Source organism: Sphingomonas trueperi (assembly GCF_040545665.1).
GTDB classification, from domain to species: domain Bacteria; phylum Pseudomonadota; class Alphaproteobacteria; order Sphingomonadales; family Sphingomonadaceae; genus Sphingomonas; species Sphingomonas trueperi_B.
This window is the reverse complement of the sequence record NZ_JBEPMH010000001.1, coordinates 809,882-830,519: the sequence shown is the minus strand read 5'-3', so window position 1 is coordinate 830,519 and position 20,638 is coordinate 809,882. Positions and strand designations below refer to the sequence as shown.

At 68.5% G+C, this 20,638-nt stretch carries 19 protein-coding genes and 1 tRNA gene; 11 read left to right on the top strand and 9 right to left on the bottom strand.

From position 1 onward, the window contains the following. Nucleotides 1–23 precede the first annotated feature (23 nt). From carA to ABIC65_RS03775, 5 genes are all read left to right on the top strand, one after another. Nucleotides 24–1,187, top strand: a complete 1,164-nt coding sequence (carA, locus tag ABIC65_RS03795) for a glutamine-hydrolyzing carbamoyl-phosphate synthase small subunit (protein WP_354306855.1) — start codon at nt 24–26, stop codon at nt 1,185–1,187. Then, entirely contained in the window at nt 1,184–1,546 is a 363-nt protein-coding gene (locus tag ABIC65_RS03790) for a ribonuclease E inhibitor RraB (protein WP_354306854.1), read from the top strand. Before carA ends, ABIC65_RS03790 begins: the two co-directional genes overlap by 4 nt. Then, nucleotides 1,546–4,875 carry a carbamoyl-phosphate synthase large subunit gene (gene carB, locus ABIC65_RS03785; RefSeq protein ID WP_354306852.1) on the top strand — a complete coding sequence of 1,110 codons (3,330 nt, stop codon included), beginning with the start codon at nt 1,546–1,548 and terminating at the stop codon, nt 4,873–4,875. The genes ABIC65_RS03790 and carB overlap by 1 nt, the downstream gene beginning before the upstream one ends. Nucleotides 4,876–5,168: 293 nt before the next feature. Beyond that, nucleotides 5,169–5,645 (top strand): transcription elongation factor GreA, encoded by a 477-nt coding sequence (gene greA / locus ABIC65_RS03780; RefSeq protein ID WP_064312228.1) that lies wholly within the window; start codon nt 5,169–5,171, stop codon nt 5,643–5,645. A gap of 8 nt (nt 5,646–5,653) precedes the next feature. After that, entirely contained in the window at nt 5,654–6,280 is a 627-nt protein-coding gene (locus ABIC65_RS03775; protein WP_354306851.1) for a rhomboid family intramembrane serine protease, read from the top strand. Nucleotides 6,281–6,409: 129 nt separating this feature from the next. Here the strand turns inward: ABIC65_RS03775 and ABIC65_RS03770 are convergent, their stop codons facing one another. From ABIC65_RS03770 to ABIC65_RS03760, 3 genes are read right to left on the bottom strand one after another with little or no spacing between them, the layout of a single operon-like run. After that, entirely contained in the window at nt 6,410–8,227 is a 1,818-nt protein-coding gene (locus ABIC65_RS03770) for a DUF885 domain-containing protein (protein WP_354306849.1), read from the bottom strand. 20 nt (nt 8,228–8,247) lie between these two features. Continuing rightward, nucleotides 8,248–8,706: an NfeD family protein gene (locus tag ABIC65_RS03765; protein WP_354306848.1), complete on the bottom strand. Its 459-nt coding sequence runs from the start codon at nt 8,704–8,706 to the stop codon at nt 8,248–8,250. Nucleotides 8,707–8,714: 8 nt separating this feature from the next. Then, nucleotides 8,715–9,698 carry an SPFH domain-containing protein gene (locus ABIC65_RS03760; protein WP_354306846.1) on the bottom strand — a complete coding sequence of 328 codons (984 nt, stop codon included), beginning with the start codon at nt 9,696–9,698 and terminating at the stop codon, nt 8,715–8,717. A 51-nt stretch (nt 9,699–9,749) separates the two neighbouring features. On the opposite strand from ABIC65_RS03760, the gene ABIC65_RS03755 reads away from it, so the two are divergent. From ABIC65_RS03755 to guaB, 3 genes are all read left to right on the top strand, one after another. Next, a complete protein-coding gene (locus ABIC65_RS03755; RefSeq protein WP_354306844.1) occupies nt 9,750–10,568 on the top strand; it encodes an HpcH/HpaI aldolase/citrate lyase family protein in 819 nt (272 codons plus the stop codon). Nucleotides 10,569–10,617: 49 nt separating this feature from the next. Beyond that, the gene (locus ABIC65_RS03750; RefSeq protein ID WP_354306843.1) at nt 10,618–11,016 is read left to right on the top strand and encodes a hypothetical protein; all 399 of its coding nucleotides are present in this window, start codon (nt 10,618–10,620) and stop codon (nt 11,014–11,016) included. A 77-nt stretch (nt 11,017–11,093) separates the two neighbouring features. Next, the gene (gene guaB, locus ABIC65_RS03745; RefSeq protein ID WP_354306840.1) at nt 11,094–12,551 is read left to right on the top strand and encodes an IMP dehydrogenase; all 1,458 of its coding nucleotides are present in this window, start codon (nt 11,094–11,096) and stop codon (nt 12,549–12,551) included. A gap of 5 nt (nt 12,552–12,556) precedes the next feature. Here guaB and ABIC65_RS03740 read toward each other — a convergent pair whose 3' ends face one another. After that, the gene (locus ABIC65_RS03740) at nt 12,557–14,257 is read right to left on the bottom strand and encodes a sensor domain-containing diguanylate cyclase (RefSeq protein WP_354307775.1); all 1,701 of its coding nucleotides are present in this window, start codon (nt 14,255–14,257) and stop codon (nt 12,557–12,559) included. A gap of 180 nt (nt 14,258–14,437) precedes the next feature. On the opposite strand from ABIC65_RS03740, the gene ABIC65_RS03735 reads away from it, so the two are divergent. Next, complete coding sequence (locus ABIC65_RS03735; RefSeq protein WP_354306838.1) at nt 14,438–15,625, top strand: RsmB/NOP family class I SAM-dependent RNA methyltransferase; 1,188 nt, start codon at nt 14,438–14,440, stop codon at nt 15,623–15,625. A 29-nt stretch (nt 15,626–15,654) separates the two neighbouring features. After that, on the top strand, nt 15,655–16,167 hold the full coding sequence (locus ABIC65_RS03730; protein WP_354307774.1) for a tetratricopeptide repeat protein: 513 nt from the start codon (nt 15,655–15,657) through the stop codon (nt 16,165–16,167). A 6-nt stretch (nt 16,168–16,173) separates the two neighbouring features. On the opposite strand, the gene ABIC65_RS03725 is transcribed toward ABIC65_RS03730, so the two are convergent. Then, complete coding sequence (locus ABIC65_RS03725) at nt 16,174–16,671, bottom strand: hypothetical protein (protein WP_354306837.1); 498 nt, start codon at nt 16,669–16,671, stop codon at nt 16,174–16,176. Between the two features lie 83 nt (nt 16,672–16,754). Between ABIC65_RS03725 and ABIC65_RS03720 the strand changes: the two genes are divergently transcribed. Then, nucleotides 16,755–16,831, top strand: a tRNA-Arg gene (locus ABIC65_RS03720). Nucleotides 16,832–16,877: 46 nt separating this feature from the next. Here the strand turns inward: ABIC65_RS03720 and ABIC65_RS03715 are convergent. Genes ABIC65_RS03715 through ABIC65_RS03700 form a run of 4 tightly spaced genes read right to left on the bottom strand, consistent with a single transcriptional unit; the run spans nt 16,878 to nt 20,630 of the window. After that, complete coding sequence (locus ABIC65_RS03715) at nt 16,878–17,090, bottom strand: hypothetical protein (RefSeq protein ID WP_354306835.1); 213 nt, start codon at nt 17,088–17,090, stop codon at nt 16,878–16,880. Nucleotides 17,091–17,149: 59 nt separating this feature from the next. Beyond that, the gene (locus ABIC65_RS03710; protein ID WP_354306834.1) at nt 17,150–18,409 is read right to left on the bottom strand and encodes an N-succinylarginine dihydrolase; all 1,260 of its coding nucleotides are present in this window, start codon (nt 18,407–18,409) and stop codon (nt 17,150–17,152) included. Further along, nucleotides 18,409–19,425, bottom strand: a complete 1,017-nt coding sequence (locus ABIC65_RS03705) for an arginine N-succinyltransferase (RefSeq protein ID WP_354306832.1) — start codon at nt 19,423–19,425, stop codon at nt 18,409–18,411. The genes ABIC65_RS03710 and ABIC65_RS03705 overlap by 1 nt, the downstream gene beginning before the upstream one ends. Next, nucleotides 19,422–20,630 carry a hydrolase gene (locus ABIC65_RS03700; protein WP_354306830.1) on the bottom strand — a complete coding sequence of 403 codons (1,209 nt, stop codon included), beginning with the start codon at nt 20,628–20,630 and terminating at the stop codon, nt 19,422–19,424. The genes ABIC65_RS03705 and ABIC65_RS03700 overlap by 4 nt, the downstream gene beginning before the upstream one ends. Nucleotides 20,631–20,638 lie beyond the last annotated feature (8 nt).

Here is a 20,638-nt window from a genome sequence, read left to right as displayed (position 1 = left end):
CAAAGCAGGAGTGCCCGCCCCAAATGGCCGACGCCAAACCCTTGTCCATGCCCGTTGGAGCCACGGGCGTTCTGGTTCTGGCGAGCGGCGAGATATTGTGGGGTCGAGGATTCGGTGCCGAAGGCGATGCCGTCGGCGAGGTGTGCTTCCACACCGCGATGACCGGCTATCAGGAGATCATGACCGACCCGAGCTTCGCCGGTCAGATCATCAATTTCACCTTCCCGCACATCGGCAATGTCGGCGCCAACCCCGACGACATCGAGGCCGATGACCCGCACGCGCTGGGCATGATCGTCCGCCAGGACGTGACCGAGCCGTCGAACTTCCGCAGCACCGAGCATCTCGATGCCTGGATGGCGAAGCACAAGCGGATCGGCCTGTCGGGCATCGACACCCGCGCGCTCACCCGCCGCATCCGGCTGGGCGGCGCGCCGAACGGCGTGATCGCGCACTCCAAGTCCGGCAATTTCGACCTCGATGCGCTGCTGGAGAAGGCGCGCGGCTGGCCGGGGCTGGAGGGCATGGACCTCGCCATCACCGTCTCGTGCGAGACGCATTTCGGCTGGGAAGGCGGCGTGTGGAAGCTCGGCGCCGGCTATGACACCAGCCGCGGCGAGAGCAAGCGCCCGCAGGTCGTCGCGATCGACTATGGTTCGAAGCGCAACATCTTCCGCAACCTGGTGCAGGCCGGCGCAGACGTGACCGTGCTGCCCGCCACCGCGACCTTCGAGCAGGTGATGGCGTTCAATCCCGACGGCTTCTTCCTCTCCAACGGCCCGGGCGACCCCGCCGCGACCGGCGAGTACGCCGTGCCGGTGATCCGCCAGCTGCTGGAAACCGGCAAGCCGCTGTTCGGCATCTGCCTTGGCCACCAGCTACTCGGCCTCGCGGTGGGTGCCGAGACCACCAAGATGTTCCAGGGCCATCGCGGCGCCAACCATCCGGTCAAGCGGCTGGAAGACGGTGCGGTCGAGATCACCTCCATGAACCACGGCTTCGCCGTCGAGCGCGAGAGCCTGCCGGCCAATGCGCGGGAGACGCATGTGTCGCTGTTCGACGGCTCCAACGCCGGCATCGAACTCACCGATCGCCCGGCGTTCAGCGTGCAATACCACCCCGAGGCCAGCCCGGGCCCGCAGGACAGCCTCTATCTGTTCGAGCGGTTCGTGGGGATGATGGCGTGAACCTGCCGCCGTTCGATCCCGCCCGCTTCGACGAAGAATGGGCGCAGGATCAGGACGTGCTGCAGAATCTCGCTGCCAACGGCGACAACCCGGCGATTGCCCGCCCCGTGGACGTCAGCTTCCACGGCTCGGGCAAGGCGCTCGCCGCGCTCGAAGAGGCTGCGGAAGACCTGGCTTTCACCGTCCTCGGCGACGAACGAAGCAAAGACGGAAGCCTTTGGCTCTTCCTTGAACGTGAACAACGCACCGACGAAGCATCGATACGCGCTCTAACCGAGCTCTGCCTGCGGATAGAGGCGTATTTCGGCCTGGAATATGACGGCTGGGGCTGCGTCGCAGAAACTGGAATGAAACACTGATGCCCAAGCGCACCGACATCTCCTCCATCCTCGTCATCGGCGCGGGGCCGATCGTCATCGGTCAGGCGTGCGAGTTCGATTATTCGGGCACGCAGGCGATCAAGGCGCTGAAGGAAGAGGGCTATCGCATCGTCCTGGTCAATTCGAACCCAGCGACGATCATGACCGATCCCGAGCTGGCCGACGCGACCTATATCGAGCCGATCACTCCCGCGGTCGTAGCCAAGATCATCGAGAAGGAGCGGCCCGACGCCGTCCTGCCGACGATGGGCGGCCAGACCGCGCTCAACACCGCGCTCGCGCTGTTCCGCGACGGCACGCTGGAGAAGTTCGGCGTGACGATGATCGGTGCCGACGCCGATGCGATCGACAAGGCCGAGGACCGGCTGAAGTTCAAGGACGCGATGACCAAGATCGGGCTCGAAAGCGCCCGCTCGGCGATCGCGCATACCGAGGCCGAGGCGCTGACCGCGCTCGACTATGTCGGGCTGCCGGCGATCATCCGCCCCAGCTTCACCATGGGCGGCTCGGGCGGCGGCATCGCCTATAATCGTGAGGAGTTCATCGCGATCGTGCGCTCGGGGCTCGACCTGTCGCCGACCACCGAGGTGCTGATCGAGGAGTCGCTGCTCGGCTGGAAGGAGTACGAGATGGAGGTCGTCCGGGATCGGAACGACAACGCCATCATCGTCTGCTCGATCGAGAATATCGATCCGATGGGCACGCACACCGGCGATTCGATCACCGTCGCGCCGGCGCTGACGCTGACCGACAAGGAATACCAGATCATGCGCAACGCATCGATCGCGTGTCTCCGGGAGATCGGCGTCGAGACCGGCGGCTCCAACGTGCAGTTCGCGGTCAATCCGAAGGACGGCCGCCTGATCGTGATCGAGATGAACCCGCGCGTCAGCCGCTCCTCGGCGCTCGCCTCCAAGGCGACCGGCTTCCCGATCGCCAAGGTCGCGGCCAAGCTGGCGGTGGGCTATACGCTCGACGAGATCGACAACGACATCACCGGCGCGACGCCGGCGAGCTTCGAGCCGACGATCGATTACGTCGTCACCAAGATCCCGCGCTTCGCCTTCGAGAAGTTCAAGGGCGCCGAGGCGGTGCTGGGCACGGCGATGAAGTCGGTCGGCGAAGTGATGGCGATCGGCCGCTCGATCCACGAATCGCTGCAGAAGGCGCTGCGCGGGCTGGAGACCGGCCTCAGCGGCTTCAACGATGTCGACCGGCTGGTCGGCGCGCCGCGCGACGTGATCGAAGCGGCGCTGACCGTCCGCTCGCCCGACCGGCTGCTGATCGCCGCCCAGGCGATGCGCGAGGGCTTCAGCGGCAAGGACGTGCAGCGTTTCACCAGCTACGACCCCTGGTTCCTCGAGCGGATCGCCGAGATCCTCGATGCCGAGAAGGACGTCGCGACCAACGGCCTGCCGCAGGACGCGGCCGGCATGCGCCGCCTCAAGGCGATGGGCTTCAGCGACAAGCGGCTGGCCTATCTGGCGCTCAAGTCGGTCAATCTGCGTGCGGGCAGCGAAGTCATGGCGCGCAGCTCGGGCCTGATCGGCGAGATCGCCAACGCCATCTCCGGCGGCGTGACCGAGGCCGAGGTGCGCAAGCTGCGCCACCGGCTGGGCGTGCGCCCCGTGTTCAAGCGGATCGACACCTGCGCGGCCGAGTTCGAAGCGAAGACGCCGTACATGTACTCGACCTACGAGGCGCCGAGCTTCGGCGAGCCCGAGAACGAGGCCGAGCCAAGCGATCGCCGCAAGATCGTGATCCTGGGCGGTGGCCCGAACCGGATCGGGCAGGGCATCGAGTTCGACTATTGCTGCTGCCATGCCTGCTTCGCGCTGGCCGATGCGGGCTATGAGACGATCATGGTCAACTGCAACCCGGAGACGGTGAGCACCGACTATGACACCTCGGACCGGCTCTATTTCGAGCCGCTGACCGCCGAGGACGTGCTCGAGATCCTCGAGGTCGAGAAGTCCAAGGGCGAACTGGTCGGCGTGATCGTCCAGTTCGGCGGCCAGACCCCGCTCAACCTCGCCAAGGCACTGGAGGATGCGGGCATCCCGATCCTCGGCACCAGCCCCGACGCGATCGACCTGGCCGAGGACCGGGAGCGCTTCGCCGATCTCGTCGCCAAGCTGGGCCTCAAGCAGCCCGCCAACGGCATCGCCCGCAGCCGCGACGAGGCGGTGCGCGTGGCCGAGCGGATCGGCTATCCGGTGCTGATGCGGCCGAGCTATGTGCTGGGCGGCCGGGCGATGGAGATCGTCGACAGCCTCCAGCAGCTCGACGACTATATCCAGACCGCGGTGCAGGTCTCGGGCGACTCGCCCGTGCTGATCGACCAGTATCTGCGCGATGCGATCGAGGTGGACGTGGATGCGATCGCCGACGGCACCGATGTGGTGGTCGCGGGCGTGCTCCAGCATATCGAGGAAGCCGGCGTCCATTCGGGCGACAGCGCCTGCTCGATCCCGCCCTACAGCCTGCCGGCCGACATCATCGCCGAGATCGAGCGCCAGACCGTGGCGCTGGCGCGGGCGCTCAAGGTCAAGGGGCTGATGAACATCCAGTTCGCGGTCAAGGATGGCGAGGTCTATCTGATCGAGGTCAACCCGCGCGCCAGCCGCACGGTGCCGTTCGTCGCCAAGGCGATCGGGGCGCCGATCGCCAAGATCGCCAGCCGGGTGATGGCGGGCGAGAAGCTGGCCAACCTGCCGCTGATCGACCGCGACATCGATTATATCGCGGTGAAGGAAGCGGTGTTCCCCTGGGCGCGCTTCCCCGGCGTCGATCCGGTGCTCTCGCCCGAGATGAAGTCGACCGGCGAGGTGATGGGGATCGACAAGGACTTCGCCACCGCCTTCGCCAAGTCGCAGCTCGGCGCCGGTACGATCCTCCCGGATGGCGGCACGGTGTTCGTCAGCGTCAAGCAGGGCGACAAGGCGGTGGTGCTGCCGGGGGTGAAGATCCTCGCCGATCTCGGCTTCAGGATCATCGCGACCAGCGGCACCGCCGAGTTCCTCGCCGCCGAGGGCATCGCGGTGGAGACGGTGAACAAGGTGGCGCAGGGCCGCCCCCACATCGTCGACCGCATCCAGGACGGCGACGTGGCGCTGATCTTCAACACCACCGAAGGCTGGCAGTCGCTGAAGGACTCGATGAGCATCCGCGCCTCGGCGCTGGCGCAGAAGGTGCCGTATTTCACCACGGCGCCGGGCAGCGTCGCGGCGGCGCGGGCGATCGCGGCGATGCGCAGCAACCCGATCGAGGTGCAGCCGATCCAGGCCTATTTCGCCTCGCGGGGGTGAGACACCCTCCTTAAGCCCCTCCCCTTCAGGGGAGGGGTTGGGGTGGGGCAGTGTCTCGCAGAGACCGACCAATGGTCTGGAATCCCTCCACCCCAACCCCTCCTCCAAGGAGGAGGGGCTAAAGGTTGAGCACCAAACCAAATCTTGCGTTTTCCGCCCCCCGCCTTGATGTTTTTCGCCCCGCGACTTACTATTCGCGTTCGCACAATGGATTTCCCCAACCGATGTAAGTGTGCGGACGTCGTTTTTGGGCGACGGTCGGTACCGGGGGTGTATTGAAGGACAAGGGCGTTATGGCGACCGTCGAGAAGATGCCGATGCTGGCGGAAGGCTATCAGAAGCTCAACGAGGAGTTGAAGCGGCTGAAGGCCGAGCGGCCGCTGATCGTGGACGCGATCGAGGAAGCGCGCGCCCATGGCGATCTTTCGGAAAACGCCGAATATCATGCCGCCAAGGAGCGGCAGGGCCAGGTCGAGGCGACCATCGCCGACATCGAGGACAAGCTGAGCCGCGCCCAGATCATCGATCCCAAGGAGCTTTCGGGCGACAAGGTCGTGTTCGGCGCGACCGTGACGCTGCTCGACGAGGACGACAAGCCGGTGACCTACCAGATCGTCGGCCAGACCGAGGCGGATGCCAGCAAGGGCCGCATCTCCTACAATTCGCCGATCGGCCGCGCGTTGATCGGCCGCAAGGTGGACGAAGAGGTCGAGGTTTCGGTGCCGGCGGGCGATCGCTATTATCTGGTATCGAAGGTCGAGTTCATCTGAGCCCTGCCATGCCGAAGTTCAGCGCCACCACGGTGATCGTCGCCGTCACGGTGGCGGTGAGCCTGATCGCCAATTTTGCGCCCAATGTGGGGCAGATCCAATATGCGGCGGGGTTCATTCCGGCGCGGCTTTCGGGCGGGTTGCTCCTGTCGGGGCCGGTGGTGCCGGTGTGGCTTACCCCGCTCAGCTCGGCGCTGATCCATGGCGGTCTCGCCCATCTCGGCATGAACATGCTGATGCTCGGCTTTACCGGCCGCGAGGCCGAGCGGGCGATCGGTGCCAAGGGCATCGTGGCGCTCTACCTGATTGGTGCCTATGCCGCGTGCGGCGCGCAGTGGCTCGCCGGGCCGATCTCGACCGCGCCGATGATCGGGGCAAGCGGGGCGAGCTCGTCGGTGGTCGGCGCCTATTCGCTGCTCTATGGCCGCCAGCGCGCCAAGGCGATCGGGCCGATCCCGGCGCAGGTGGTGCACATCGCCTGGCTCGCCGCGGCGTGGGTGGGCGTCAACCTGCTGATGGGCTTCGCCTTCCTGCAGGGGGGCGTGACCGTCGCGATCTGGGCGCATATCGGCGGCTTCCTCCTCGGCCTGGCGCTGGCCCGGCCGATGCTGCTCTGGCGCTGGCGCCACGCCTGAGGGGCGGGCTACCGCCAACCTTTTGAGCTGTCATCCCGGCGAAAGCCGGGATCCATTCGCCTCTCCCTTTCAGCAAGCGCGGCAACGGCGACCCCAATGGATCTCGGCTTTCGCCGGGATGACAAGGGTTTAAGCTTTCCGCTGCGCGATATGCCGGTCGATCACATGGCCGAGCACCGTCATCGGCACGTTGCCGCCAAGCAGCAGCGCATCGTTGAAGGCGCGGAAGTCGAACTTGTCGCCGAGCGCGGTCTTGGCCTGGGTCCGCAGCCGGTTGATCGCGGTGTGGCCCACCTTGTAGCCGCAGGCCTGGCCCGGCCAGGAGCAATAGCGGTCGACCTCGCCCTGCACCTCGTCCTCGGAGGAACCGTTCGCCTCGACGAACCAGCGGATCGCCTGCTCCCGCGTCCAGCGCTTGGCGTGGAGCCCGCTGTCGACCACCAGCCGGCAGGCGCGGAAGCCCAGCGACTGGAGATAGCCCAGCTTCGCCGCCGGGTTCGCGGCATAGACGCCGAGCTCGTCGCCCAGCTGCTCGGCATAGAGCGCCCAGCCTTCCGAATAGGCGTTGAACTGCAGCAGCGAGCGGATCAGCGGCATCTTGAAGGTATACTCGCCCTGCCAGGCATGGCCGGGGATCGCCTCGTGATAGGCGAGGTCGGGCAGGCTGAACCGCGTCCAGATGCCGGTCGAGCGCAGATTGACCCACAGCCGGCCCGGCACCTTGCCGTCGATCGTGCCGGGGCCACCATAGGCCCCGGCCGCACCTTCTTCCTCGACGATCGGAATGCGCTTCACCTCGACATTGCCGGGCACCAGCGTGTGGAAGGCCTGGGGCATGCGGGTGCGCATGTCGTCGATGCTCTTCTGGAGGATCTGGATGATCTCGGCGCGGCCGCCGTCGTTCTCGGGGAAAGCGAAGCGCTTGTCGGTGGCGAGCCCGCGCATCCGCGCGCCGACGCTCCCTTGCGTATAGCCGAGCGTCTTGAGGATGGTGTCCATCTCGGCCTGGAGCTCGGCGAGTTGCGCCTTGCCCATCGCATGGACCTCGTCCGGCGACATGGTCGTGGTGGTGCCCGCGCTCAGCGCCCAGGCATAATAGGCGTCGCCGTCCTTGAACTTCCACACGCCGGCGTCGGAGGTGGCGCGGGCGCGCTGCTTTTCTAGCTCCGCGATCTGGCGGTCTAGTGCAGGGCCCACCTGCTCGGCGACGATCCTGGTCGCGCGTGCGTCATAGCCGCCCGGCATCTTGGTGGTGCGCTTGGCGAGCGAGGTCACCACGTCCCACTTGGCCGGATCGCCGCTGCGGGCGAGGCGGATCTGCTTGAGGCACTTGTCGAGCAGGAAGTCGGGCGCGATCACGCCGACGCGCGCCGCCTGCTGGAGCCGCACCGTCTCGCCGTCGAGCGCGCCCGCATAGGCCACCAGCCGGTCGCAATAGGCATCGGCATCGTCGCGCGTGGCGATCTGGTGATCGCTGTCGAGCGTCTTGGGAATGTCGATATAGGCGCCGACATTCTGGATCACGACATAGGGGGTGTTCCGCCAGCTCCCCACCGCGACGTCGCCATAGGGGAATGCCATGCCCTTGAGGCCGTTTTCATAGGCCGTCTGGATAACGTCGAGATGGACGCGCATGTCGGGGCTGACGGCGTTCACGTCGATCCGCGCGATCTCGGCGAGCGTGGCCTTGAGATGCGCGGCCATCTTGGCGACGCCTGCGGGGGTGCGGTCGCCGAGCTTGTGCTTGAGCGCGGCGCGCGCACCCTTGTCGATGCCGAGCCCGGTCGCGCCCTCGGGGTTGAGCACCAGCAGCGCCTCGGCAGTCCGGTCGATCAGCGCCTGGGCCTGGGCTTCGGCAGGGCCGGCGGCGAGCGCGGGGCGGGCCGCTGCGGAAGTTGCCAGCAGCGCGCTCGATCCGAGCAGCACGTCGCGACGGGTAGTTTGCATCAATTCGACCTCGATGATTTTCAGTTCTGGGGAAGGGTGGGGAGCGGCTCGACGCGGAGGGTCGCGCCGGTGGCGCCGGTGATCCGCACGCGGGCGCCGGCGGGCGCCTCGGGCCCGCGCGCAGGCCATTCGCCGTCGCCGACCCGCACGCGGCCGCCATGGTCGCTTACCGGCTCAACGACGGTGACGACCTCGCCGACCAGCCGGGCGACGCGATCGTTGAGCAGCGGGTCGGCGCTCTGCACCGGAAAGTCCTGATACCAGCGCCGCCCGATCAGCACCGCGACGGCGGACCAGCCGGCAAAGCCGAGCAATTGCCCGGCCAGCGGCAGGTCCGGGAACAGCAATGCCAGCCCGCCCATGATCGCCGCCGCTGCCGCGAGGAACACCAGGAAGACGCCCGGCACCACCAGCTCGGCAATCCCCAGCGTCACCGCGGCGATCAGCCAGAGCAGGGGCGGGTGCTGCAACCAGTCCACCTAGGCGATCAATCCTGCTGGTCGAACGGACCGGGGCGGCGGGCCGGGGGCGTCGGCGGGGCGGGGGGCTTGGGCGCGCCACCGGACAGCGCGTCCCGGGCCAGCTCGCCGATGCCGCCCAGCGTGCCGATCAGCTGGGTCGCCTCGACCGGGAACAGGATCGTCTTGGCATTGGGCGAGGTCGCGAACTTGCCGACCGCCTCGACATATTTCTGCGCGATGAAATAGTTGAGCGACTGGCTGCTGCCTGCCTCGATCGCGTCGGAAACCAGCCGGGTCGCCTCCGCCTCGGCCTGGGCGGCACGCTCGCGCGCCTCGGCGTCGCGGAAAGCGGATTCGCGGCGGCCCTCGGCTTCCAGGATCCGCGCCTGCTTCTGCCCTTCGGCGCGCAGGATCTCCGACTGGCGGCTGCCTTCGGCCTCGAGAATGTTGGCGCGCTTTTCGCGCTCGGCCTTCATCTGGCGGCCCATCGCGTTGACGATGTCCGCGGGCGGCCGGATGTCCTTGATCTCGACGCGGGTGATCTTCACGCCCCAGGGCGTCGTCGCATGATCGACCACCGAGAGCAGCCGCGCGTTGATCTCGTCGCGCTTGGACAGGGTCTCGTCGAGGTCCATCGAGCCCATCACCGTGCGCAGGTTGGTCGTGGTCAGCTGGAGCAGCGCGACATACAGGTCCGACACTTCATAGGCGGCCTTGGCGGCATCGAGCACCTGGAAGAACACCACGCCGTCGGTGGAGATCATCGCATTGTCCTTGGTGATGATCTCCTGGCCGGGGATATCGATCACCTGCTCCATCATGTTCACCTTGCGGCCGACACGGTAGAAAAAAGCGGGGTAGAAGTTGAAGCCGGGCGCGGCGACGGCGGTGAAGCGGCCGAAATGCTCGATCGTGTATTGATAGCCCTGGGTGACGATCTTCACGCTGACGAGCAGGTAGAACAGCACCAGCGCTACCACCCCGGCCAGAAACACGAAAAGCACGTCCATATGCCCCGACTCCCCTCGCAATGGGGCCTAGTGCTAGCATAGAGAACGCGCATGACCAGCATGGCTCTCGCCCCCCGCACCGCCCTGTTCCTCCCCGCATCCAATGCGCGCGCGATCGCCAAAGCGCGGACGCTCGACTGCGACATGGTGATCCTCGACCTGGAGGATGCCGTGAAGTCCGAGGACAAGGACGCCGCGCGCGAGGCCGCGGTCGCGACAATGGCGGAGGGCTTTGGCGAACGGATCGCCGCCATCCGGATCAATGGCGTCGATGCGGCGGAGCACGAGGCCGATCTGGCGGCGGCCGCGCGGTCGGCGGTGGCGGTAATCGTCGTGCCCAAGGTGGAGGATGCCGCGACGGCCGCGCGCATCGCCGCGGTGGTCGGCAAGCCCCTGCTCGCGATGATCGAAACCCCGGCGGGCGTCCTTGCCGCCGCTTCCATCGCAGCGCTGCCGGGCGTCGCCGGGTTGATCGCCGGGACCAACGACCTCAAGGCGAGCCTCGGCATCCCCTCGGCTGCGGGGCGGGGCGGGCTGTCGCTCGCGCTGCAGACCGTGGTGTTGGCGGCGCGGGCGGGAAATGGCTGGGCGCTCGACGGCGTGTTCAACGCGCTCGCCGATGCCGAGGGGCTCGCCGCCGAATGCCGCGAGGGGCGGGCGCTGGGCTATGACGGCAAGACGCTGATCCACCCGGGCCAGATCGCGATCGCTGCGGAGGCCTTTGGCGCGACCGCCGACGAGATCGCCGACGCGCGTGCGTTGCTCGCCGCCGCCCAGGGCGGTGCCGAGCGGTTCCGCGACCGGATGATCGAGGCGATGCATGTGGCGCAAGCGCGGCTTCTTCTGCAACGTGCTGGCCAAGTCGAATAAATCTCGCCGCCCGCAACCGCCCCGTCCGCGGTTCTTCTATGTCTAATATATGGGCAATCTGCACGAGCTCGACAGGACGCTGCTCCAGGCGATCGGGGCGATTGAGGCGTTGCTCGCCTTGCCCTGCTGCGACGTCGCCGAGCTCTCCCGCATTCGCTACCAGACCGCCCGTGCCGTGGCCGCACGCCGCCGGGCGATGGACGCGCTGTTCAACGGCGGAACGGCCGAGGGCGGCGCGCGGGCGGAGGCGGTGCAGTCGGTCCGCGCCGGCAATCTCGAGATGCGGATGTTCTACACCGACCACACCATCGCCTGGCCGACCGCGCGGGCCGTCGCCGAGTGGCCGGCCTATGTCGCCGCCTCGCGCAAGCTCGCCGCGGTGATCCGTCGGCAGGTGGAGGTGGAACGCGCGCTGCTCTACCCGGAACAGCCCCGCGTCGACGCCTGACGCTGCCCCCTAGCGCATCCGCACCCTTGCGGTTACATGGGCCGCCAACATTCGACTCAAGGATTTGGCGCACCCCCATGGAAATCCCTCTCGGCTTAACGTTCGACGACGTCCTCCTCTATCCGGGCGAATCCGAAATCGTGCCGAGCATGGCGGATACGCGCACCCAGGTGACCAAGGGGCTCGCGCTCAACATCCCGATCCTCTCCTCGGCGATGGACACCGTCACCGAGGCCGACATGGCGATCGTGATGGCGCAGCTGGGCGGCATCGGCGTGCTCCACCGCAACCTCGAGGTCGAGGAGCAGGTGGAAGCCGTCCGCCTGGTCAAGCGCTTCGAGAGCGGCATGGTCGTCAACCCGATCACCATGGCGCCCACCGGCACGCTGGCCGATGCGCAGGCGCTGATGGCGCGGCACCGGATCAGCGGCATCCCGATCGTGGAAGCCGACGGCAAGCTGGTCGGCATCCTCACCAACCGCGACGTGCGCTTCGCCGAGAACCCCGGTCAGCGCGTCTCCGAGCTGATGACGCACCAGAACCTCGCCACGGTGAAGCTGGGCGTCGCGCAGGAAGAAGCCCGCCGGCTGCTCCACCAGCGCCGGATCGAGAAGCTGCTGGTGGTCGACGATGCCTATCGCTGCGTCGGGCTGATCACGGTGAAGGACATCGAGAAGGCCGTCACCTATCCGCACGCCACCAAGGACGCGACCGGCCGCCTGTGCGTCGCCGCCGCGACCACGGTGGGCGACAAGGGCTTCGCGCGCACCGAGGCGCTGGTCGATGCCGAAGTCGACCTGATCGTGATCGACACCGCGCACGGCCATAACAAGGACGTCAGCCGCGCGGTCGAGCGGGTGAAGAAGCTCTCCAACCGCGTCCAGGTGATCGCCGGCAACATCGCGACTGCCGAAGCGGCGCGTGCGCTGATCGATGCGGGCGCGGACGGACTCAAGGTCGGCATCGGCCCGGGCTCGATCTGCACCACCCGCGTCGTTGCCGGCGTCGGCGTGCCGCAGCTCACCGCGGTGATGGACGCGGCCAACGAGGCCGCCAAGTCGGGCATTCCGGTGATCGCCGATGGCGGCATCCGCACCTCGGGCGACATCGCCAAGGCGCTTGCCGCGGGCGCGAGCGCGGCGATGATCGGCTCGCTGCTCGCGGGCACCGAGGAAGCGCCGGGCGAGACCTTCCTGTACCAGGGCCGCGCCTACAAGTCGTATCGCGGCATGGGCTCGGTGGGCGCGATGGCCAAGGGCTCGGCCGACCGCTATTTCCAGCAGGATATTAAGGATCAGTTGAAGCTCGTCCCCGAGGGCATCGAGGGCCAGGTGCCGTACAAGGGCCCGGCGCGCGACGTGATCCACCAGCTGGTCGGCGGCGTGAAGGCGTCGATGGGCTATGTCGGCGCGGCGACGCTGCCCGAGTTCCAGCAGAAGGCGCGCTTCGTGCGCATCACCAATGCCGGCCTCAAGGAAAGCCACGTCCACGACGTGACGATCACCCGCGAGGCACCCAACTACCCGACGCGCTGAGCGCGCTAGCCGGTCGCGGCGGGCCTGTGCCCGTTCGCGACCGGTACCGGCGCCGGCACCGTATCGGCATGGCGGACCTGGTTGCGGCCGCCCCGCTTCGCCGCATAGAGCGCGCGATCCGCTTCGCGGTACAGCTTGGCAAGGTCGACCCGGTGGCGTCCTTCGGCGACGCCGATGCTGATCGTCACGCGCCGGTCGCCGATCGCCGCGCGATGATCGCATGCGGCGATCGCCTCGCGCACCTGCTCCGCGAAATCGAGAGGGGGCCGATCGGCCCCGATCGTCAGCAGCGCGAACTCCTCGCCGCCCAGACGGGCGACGGTGCAGTGCGGGCTCTCCCAATGCGCCAGCCGCGCGGCGATCGTGCACAGCACGATGTCGCCTGCGTCATGACCATGCTCGTCGTTGATCGCCTTGAAGCGATCGATATCGACCAGCAGCAGCGCGACCGACGCCTGGCTGCGCGCCGCCGTGGCGACCAGCGCGTCGGCAGCTTCCAGAAAACCCCGGCGGTTGCGGATCGCCGTCAGCGGATCATGCTCGGCGAGCCGGCTGGCGCGCGCCTCGGCGGCGAGGGCGAGGTCGCGCTCGGTGCGCATGCGGGCGAGCCGGCGGCTCGCCGCGAAGGACAGCCACAGCGTCTGCCAGGCCGAGGCGAACAGCACCAGGATCTGCGCGCCGCCGCCCCAGAACAGCGTGCCCAGATTGACCAGCTGCGTCAGCGCCAGCGCCGCCATCGGTACCGACCAGGCGGCAAGCAGGTCGCGCGCCTCAACGCTGCCGCGGCGGGCGCCGACGACCAGGCATGCCAGCACCGCTACCAGATTGCCCAGCACGGCCGCGGCGAGGAGCGGCGCGACGCTTTCGATCAAGGGGCCGCGCGCCAGCGTCGCCGGGATGCCGATCATGGTGACAGCGATGCCGAGGGCGAGTGCGGTCGCGCGCAGCGGCCCGGGAATGCGGCCTTTCTCCAGCGCGCTGGTTGCACTCAGGGTTGCCAGCAGGATGGAGAGGGCAGAAAGCGCGGTGCTGGCCTGCGCCGCCGTCGTCCCCGCCATGCCGGGCACGAGCAGCAGCCCGAATTGCGACCAGATCGCGCCCCACAGGAAGACGGTGGCGGCCCAGGCGCCCTGCCAGGCGAGATAGGCCCGGCGCGTACCGATGGCGAGCGACAGGTTATAGGCCGCGCCTGCCAGCAACAGCGTGAGCGCCGCGCCGATCAGCGCGCCGAGGACGGCGGTTTCGATGCCCGCCTCGCCCGCGGGCACCAGCCGGAGCCGCAGCAGCGGGTAGCTCGCCAGCCGATCGACGCGCAGCGTGATCGCGGCGAGGGGGGTCTTCTGGTCGCGTGGCGTGAAGGAGATCTGCGCACCGGGCCGCCAATGGTCCCCGAAATCGCCGCCGCGGACCTCCTGCCACTCGATGCTGCCATCGGCGTAACGGAAGGCCACCGCTAGCCGATCGAACCGCGTCTGGTGGACGAGCAGCGTCGGGGCTTCGCCGCGGAGGCCGTAGCGCTGCGGCGCCAGCTGCAGCCACAGCCGTGTCGCCTGATAGCCGACGGGCTTCTCCCCGCAGCGGAAGCGGATGGCGGACAATGCCGCACCAGGTCCCTCGACGGGCGACACGGCATGACAAACGCGCGAATCGAGCGGGACCGGCACCGCGAAGGCTGCCCAGGGCGCAAGCATCCACCCGAGCAGCACCAAGCGCCACCCCCGCAGCAAGACCCACGCCGCCACGCCACGCACCGAACTCGTCCCCACAATTCCCACATCGCACCCCATGCGTGACACAGGGATGTACAAAGGATTGCGCTCGCTGGCTATCCGGCGTGGAGCGTGGGCGCTTTGCATTCCGCGGGCGTTCGGCCTAGCGCTGCCGCCATGACTCCTGCCGCACGTGTACAGATGGCGATCGACCTGCTCGATCAGGTGATCGCGGCCGCGCGTAACCGCGGCGCCGCCGCCGATGTGATCCTGGCGCGCTGGTTCGCCGAGCGGCGCTTCGCCGGCTCCAAGGACCGGCGGGCGGTGCGCGGGCTCGTCTATGAGGCGATCCGACTCTGCGGCGAGGTACCGGTGTCCGGCCGTGCGGCGATGCTGGCGGTCGCCCAGGCACAGCCGGCGCTGGCAGGACTGTTCGACGGCTCGCACTATGGTCCTGCCGCGATCGCCGAGGGCGAGCCGGTGGCGGTGCAGGGCGTCGCGCCGGCTTGGCTGGAGGCCGCGTTCGAGGCTTCGGGACTTGCTGCGGACGAGCGCGCGGCGCTCCTCGACCGCGCTCCGCTCGACCTGCGGGTCAACCGGCTGAAGACGACGCCCGAGGCCGTGGCTGCGCTGTTCGAAGGCGCCGACCGGCTCGCCTTCGCCCCTGACGCGCTGCGGCTGCCCGAGGACACGCCCGTCGATCGCAGCGAGGCCTATGCCGAGGGCGGCTTCGAGGTGCAGGATGCCGGCAGCCAGCTGGTCAGCGCGCTCGCGGGTGCGGCGCCGGGCATGACGGTGATCGATCTCTGCGCGGGCGGCGGCGGCAAGACGCTGGCGCTGGCGGCCGCGATGGCCAACCAGGGCAGGATCCTCGCCTGCGATGTCGATCGGCCGCGTCTTTCAAAGCTGATGCCGCGCGCCGAGCGCGCCGGCGTCACCATCGCCGAGACGCTGCTGCTCAACCCTGCGCGCGAAGTCGAAGCGCTGGCGGATTGGCGCGAGCAGGCGGATCTCGTGGTGGTCGACGCGCCCTGCTCGGGCACCGGCACCTGGCGGCGCAACCCGGAAGCGCGCTGGCGGCTGACCCCGACGCAGCTCGATCGCTATGTCGATACCCAGGCCCATCTGCTCGACGTCGCGGCGCGGCTGGTGCGGCCGGGCGGTGCGCTGGTGCACATCGTCTGTTCGCTGCTCGACGCCGAAGGGGCAGGGCAGGTCGAGCGGTTCGTGGCGGCGCAGCCCGGCTGGGCGCCGGTGCGGCTCGATGCGCCGGCGGGCCGTCCGCGGGGCGAGGGGCTGCGGCTCACGCCGCTGCACGACACGACCGACGGGTTTTTTGTCGCGAAGCTGGTGCGGCAATGCTAGCCCATGGCCATGGAGTTTCGGAGATGTTGATGCGGTTCACGACGATCTCGGTGGCGGCGGCGCTGCTGGTGCTGACGGTTTCGACCAGCCTGAGCGCGCAGCGGCCCGACAGCCAGCTCGAACCCCGCTCGGTCGAGCTGGTGCGCCAGGCGCGCGCTGCGCAGGCGGCGGGCAATCTCGGCGGCGCCAACGACCTGCTCGAAAGCGCGCTGGCGGTCGATCCGCGCAACCGCGAGGCGTTCGTGCTGCTCGCCGATATCGCGCGCACGCAGAACCTGCCGGGCAAGGCGATCCGCTTCTATGGCGAGGCGCTCAAGCTCGATCCCAACGACGTGACAGCGCTGCGCGGCCAGGGCGAGGCGATGGTCGGCAAGGGCGCGATGACGCGCGCCAAGGACAATCTCGCCAAGATCAAGACGATCTGCAAAACGGGCTGCGCCGATGCGACCACGCTCGCCGCGACGATCGCGAAGGGCCCGCCGCCCGCGCCGACCCCGGTCGCGGCGAACGACAATGCGCCCAAGGAAGCGGCCAAGCCCTGATCGGGTTCAGCTGGGGGCGATCGCCGCCTCCAGCGCCCGCGCGCGGCTTTCCTGCGCGGCAACGATCCCACCCGCGCGGTCCATCGCGGCCTGGAGCGCCGGATAGTCCGGCTGGCCGGTCTGGGCGCGCTCGATCCGCAGCTGGTCCATGTCCGCGAGCGTCACTGCGGTGCGCGAACGGATGCCGTCCAGCACGCTGAGCGCGGTCTGTGCATCAAGCCACGGACTTGTCCCCGCCGCCTGGCTGCGGGCGCGCGCGACCTTCACCTCGGCATCCTTCGCCGCCGTCTGGAACTCGCCATCGGCCGAATCGATCTTCGCCGTCAGCGCCGCGATCCGCGCGTCAAGCGCCGCATCGGGCGTGGCCTGCGGCGTGGGCCGCTCGGGCTCGGTGAAGTTCAGCCCTTCGTTCGCGCGCGGCAGCAGCGAGGGATAGCGCGTGGCGGGCTGGGCACAGCCGGCGAGCAGCGCGGCGCCGGCGACAAGAAGGGGGAGCGATCGCATGGGCTTGCCATATGCTTGTGGAAAACTTGGCGCAACGGGGTTGCGCTCTCCGATTTCCGCCGATAAACGCTCGCCTCCACCAGGCGCCCGTAGCTCAGCTGGATAGAGCATCAGACTACGAATCTGAGGGTCGGACGTTCGAATCGTTCCGGGCGCGCCACTCCCCCGCCAGAGCATCTGCTCGGCGGGGGTTTGTGTTTCTGGGGTCAGGCGCGCGCCTCGAAGCTGTCGAGGATCTTGCCGCCGGCCATGAACACCGCGATCGGGCACACCGCGAACAGCAGCTTGCCGCCCATGCCCGGATACAGGCTCATATAATGGAAGCCGCGCTCGACCGCGCCATTGGCGAGCCCGAAGATCACCAGAAAGGCTTCGAACTTCGACTTGATCACGAAGAGGCGGCCGATGCGGTACAGCATGGCCGCCGCGCAGCAAGCACCGTGCCAGGCGCGGAAAAGCGGGGTTTCTCAGCGCGGCTTCATGGTAAAGTGTCAATTAACCCGACAAGGTCGAGCGCTTCGAGCAACGCTGCGCGCGCGGCTTCGATGCGGGCGACCAGCGCGGGGTCGGCGATGGCGTTCGGATCGATCGCCTCGGGCCAGTGCGCCTCGATGACCGCGGCGATGCGATCGAGCTTGGCGGCATCGACTAGGAAGCGCGGGTCGACGGTCGCAGGATCGGCGACGACGCGCAGGCGGAGGCAGGCGGGACCGCCGCCATTGGCCATGGATTCGCGAACGTCCACCACCTCGACGCGGCGGATCGGTCCGTTGCCCGCGACATGCGCCTCCAGCCAGTTCCACACAGCGGGCGTATCGCGCGCCTCGCTCGGCACGATCAGCACGGTGTCGCCACCCGGCACGGTGACCAGCTGGGCGTTGAACAGATAGGAGGCGATGGCATCGGCCAGGCTTACCTGGTCGGCAGGTACTTCGACGATCTCGACCTCGGGCATCGCGTCGCGGAGGCGATCGTAGAAACGCTCCTTGTCGGCAAAGGCCTGTTCGTGCGCGAACAGCACCCGGCCATTGGCCACCGCGACGACGTCGTTGTGGAAGGCGCCGGCGGCGATGGCCTCCTCGGATTGCTGGACGAACAGGGTGCGCTCGGGGTCGAGCAGGTGCCGCCGGGCGACCGCGGCGCTGGCATCGGGATGCTGGCGCGCGGGGAAGGGGCCGCCGGCGATGCCATAGACGAACACTTCGACGCCCGGCGCGTCGTGCGTGGGCGCGAGCCGCATATGGTTGGCCGCGCCTTCGTCGCCGAAGGGCGCGGGCACGGGGCCGTGGACCGCGAAGGCGGGACCTGCAAAGGCAAGGCGGAGCTGCGCCAGCGTCTCGGGCCATTCGTGGCTGCGATGGGGCATCGTCACCAGATTGGCGACGCTCAGGTGGCAGCGGCCGTCGGCGGTGTCGGGCGCGGGCGAGACGGTGGCCGCGTTGGCGGCCCACATCGGCGAGGCGGAGAGCGCCTGCGCCTGGCTATGCGGCGGCGCCTGCTCGTAGCGGAGGCCGAGCTGGGCAAGCCAGCGATGGTCCGGCCGGACATGAGGCAGCAGGATGCCCTGGTGCAGCCCGAGCGCGAGATCGGCGTGCATCTTGGCGATGCCCTGCAACGCGGCGGCGCGCGGGTGCGATACGGCACCGCGATTGCGCGTCGCGGCGAGGTTGCCCGGGCTGAGCCCCGCATAATTGTGGCTGGGTCCGACGATCCCGTCGAAATTGATCTCTACCAGCATCAGCGCGCCACCCACAACACGCTGTCGCCGACCGACAGGCCCAGCGCCTCGGCCGAGAGCGGATCAAGGGTGATGCCGCCTTCGGACGGGGTAATCTGCGCGAGCGCCGACTGGAATTCGGACAGCGTGCCCGAGGCGACCAGGGCGGGCTCGCCACCGCCCGCGATCGCCGCGATGGTCGCCCGCTGGGTCTCGCGGACCGTCTTCACCTGATCGGTGCGCGCGGTCATCGTCGGGCCGCCATCGAAGATGTCGATATAGCTTTCGAACGCAAAGCCTTCATTTTCCAGCATTCGCATCGCGGCGCGGCCGGAGGGATGGGGCAGGCCGATCACCGCGCGCGCGCTTTCGGAAAGCATCGCGGTATAGACCGGGTGCTTGGGCATCAGGTCGGCGATGAACTGGTTGCCATGGGTGGCGTTGAACTCGTCCGCCTGCTGGAAATTCATCCCGAAGAAGCGCCCGGCGACGCCGTCCCAGAAGGGCGAGCCGCCGGCCTCGTCGATCACGCCGCGCAGTTCGGCGAGGATGCGGTCGGCGAACCGCGCCCGGTGCTGGGCGATGAACAGGTAGCGCGCTCGGGCAAGGAGCAGCCCCAGGCCGCCGGCGCGCTCGCCCGGGTGGAGGAACAGCCCGCCCACCTCGCTGCACCCTTCCAGATCGTTGACGAGACTTAAGATCTCGGCGCGGAAGGTGCGCTTAAGTTCCTGACTATGCTTGGTAACCGTGCCGATACGATAGCTGTAGAAAGGCCATTTGTCGCCGACGCGGGTAAAGATCTGGCAGGTGCCGCGCACCTCGCCGGTCTCGACATTTTCGAGGATCAGCACGAACAGGTCGTCGGCGACCTCCGCATCCTCGCCGCGCGCAAAGGCAGCATGGCTGCGATCGAGCTTGGCACGAAGGGCGGGCTTGTCCGGCGGCAAATTGGTGAAACCGCCCCCGGTTAGCTTTGCCATTTCATACAAATGCTGAAGATCCTCGTCGCGCGCGGCGCGGATGCGGAAGCTGCTCATGGCCGGCCTCGCTCGGCGAGGCGGAGGAGGGTGAGGACCGAGAGCGCGGCGCGCTCGGGCAGGCTTTCGGGGATCAGAAATTCCTCCGTGGAATGGATGGCGCCGCCGCGGGCGCCCATGGTGTCGACCACCGGCACCCCGCAGGCGGCGATGTTGTTGCCGTCGCACACGCCCCCAGTCGCCTTCCAGGCGATCGGAATGCCGAGATCGGCGCCGGCGTCGCGGACGAGGTTGAACAGGCGCGCGGCGGCCGGGTCGATCGGCTTGGGCGGACGGTTGAAGCTGCCGTGCAGTTCGATCCTGACCTCGTGCGCGGCTGAAACCTGCGCGATCGCCGTGTCGAGCGCGGCCTGGGCGCGGGCGGTCGCGGCGGCATCGCCGGGGCGGAAGTTCACCCGCAGGATGGCGAGGTCGGGCACGACGTTGTTGGGTCCGCCGCCGTCGATCCGCGCCGGGTTGACCGACAGACCGGGCGCTTTGGCGTCGGCGAGCATCACCGCCAGTGCCGCGGCGGCGACGAGCGCGTTGCGACCCTCTTCGGGATTTCGCCCGGCATGGGCGCTGCGGCCATGGACGACGAGCGAGAAATTGCCCGTGCCGCCGCGGGCGCCGGCCAGCGTCCCGTCGGGCAGCGCCGGCTCATAGGTGAGCGCCGCCGTCTTGCCGTGGGCAACCTTGGCGATCAGCCCGCGCGACGAAAGCGACCCCGTCTCCTCGTCCGAATTGATCAGCACGGTATAGCCGAAATGCTCGGCCAGCGGGCTAGCTTCGGCTGCTTCGAGCGCAGCGAGCATCAGGGCCAGGCCGCCTTTCATGTCGGCGGCACCCGGCGCGTTGAGGCGCCCGTCCGCCAGCCAATGCGCCTGCTGGAAGGGATGGTCGGCGGCGAACACCGTGTCCATATGGCCGGTGAGCAGCAGCTGGACCGGCGCCTCGGGCCGCACCGTCACCAGCAGGTGGCGGCCATGGGAAAGCGGCTCGACGACGCCCCCCGGCGTCACCGTTTCCACCGGCTCGGGCTCGACAAGGTCCAGTGCACCGGGCAGCACCGAAAAGGCGTCCGCCAGCGTCGTCGCCATGGCGGACAGCCCCGCCAGGTTGCGGGTGCCACTGTTGATCGCCGCCCACTCCAAGGTCCTCTCCAGCATCGGCGCGGCTTGCGCGCGCTCGATCGCCGTCCGTTCGATCGCGGATAGCATGGTCATGGGTGGGT

Bases quoted from the DNA above. Each gene is read 5' to 3' on its own strand.
- carA (WP_354306855.1), top strand. From the start codon at position 24: ATGGCCGACGCCAAACCCTTGTCCATGCCCGTTGGAGCCACGGGCGTT.
- carB (WP_354306852.1), top strand. From the start codon at position 1,546: ATGCCCAAGCGCACCGACATCTCCTCCATCCTCGTCATCGGCGCGGGG.
- greA (WP_064312228.1), top strand. From the start codon at position 5,169: ATGGCGACCGTCGAGAAGATGCCGATGCTGGCGGAAGGCTATCAGAAG.
- ABIC65_RS03775 (WP_354306851.1), top strand. From the start codon at position 5,654: ATGCCGAAGTTCAGCGCCACCACGGTGATCGTCGCCGTCACGGTGGCG.
- ABIC65_RS03770 (WP_354306849.1), bottom strand. From the start codon at position 8,227: ATGCAAACTACCCGTCGCGACGTGCTGCTCGGATCGAGCGCGCTGCTG.
- ABIC65_RS03760 (WP_354306846.1), bottom strand. From the start codon at position 9,698: ATGGACGTGCTTTTCGTGTTTCTGGCCGGGGTGGTAGCGCTGGTGCTG.
- ABIC65_RS03755 (WP_354306844.1), top strand. From the start codon at position 9,750: ATGACCAGCATGGCTCTCGCCCCCCGCACCGCCCTGTTCCTCCCCGCA.
- ABIC65_RS03750 (WP_354306843.1), top strand. From the start codon at position 10,618: ATGGGCAATCTGCACGAGCTCGACAGGACGCTGCTCCAGGCGATCGGG.
- guaB (WP_354306840.1), top strand. From the start codon at position 11,094: ATGGAAATCCCTCTCGGCTTAACGTTCGACGACGTCCTCCTCTATCCG.
- ABIC65_RS03735 (WP_354306838.1), top strand. From the start codon at position 14,438: ATGACTCCTGCCGCACGTGTACAGATGGCGATCGACCTGCTCGATCAG.
- ABIC65_RS03730 (WP_354307774.1), top strand. From the start codon at position 15,655: ATGCGGTTCACGACGATCTCGGTGGCGGCGGCGCTGCTGGTGCTGACG.
- ABIC65_RS03725 (WP_354306837.1), bottom strand. From the start codon at position 16,671: ATGCGATCGCTCCCCCTTCTTGTCGCCGGCGCCGCGCTGCTCGCCGGC.
- ABIC65_RS03715 (WP_354306835.1), bottom strand. From the start codon at position 17,090: ATGCTGTACCGCATCGGCCGCCTCTTCGTGATCAAGTCGAAGTTCGAA.
- ABIC65_RS03710 (WP_354306834.1), bottom strand. From the start codon at position 18,409: ATGCTGGTAGAGATCAATTTCGACGGGATCGTCGGACCCAGCCACAAT.
- ABIC65_RS03705 (WP_354306832.1), bottom strand. From the start codon at position 19,425: ATGAGCAGCTTCCGCATCCGCGCCGCGCGCGACGAGGATCTTCAGCAT.
- ABIC65_RS03700 (WP_354306830.1), bottom strand. From the start codon at position 20,630: ATGACCATGCTATCCGCGATCGAACGGACGGCGATCGAGCGCGCGCAA.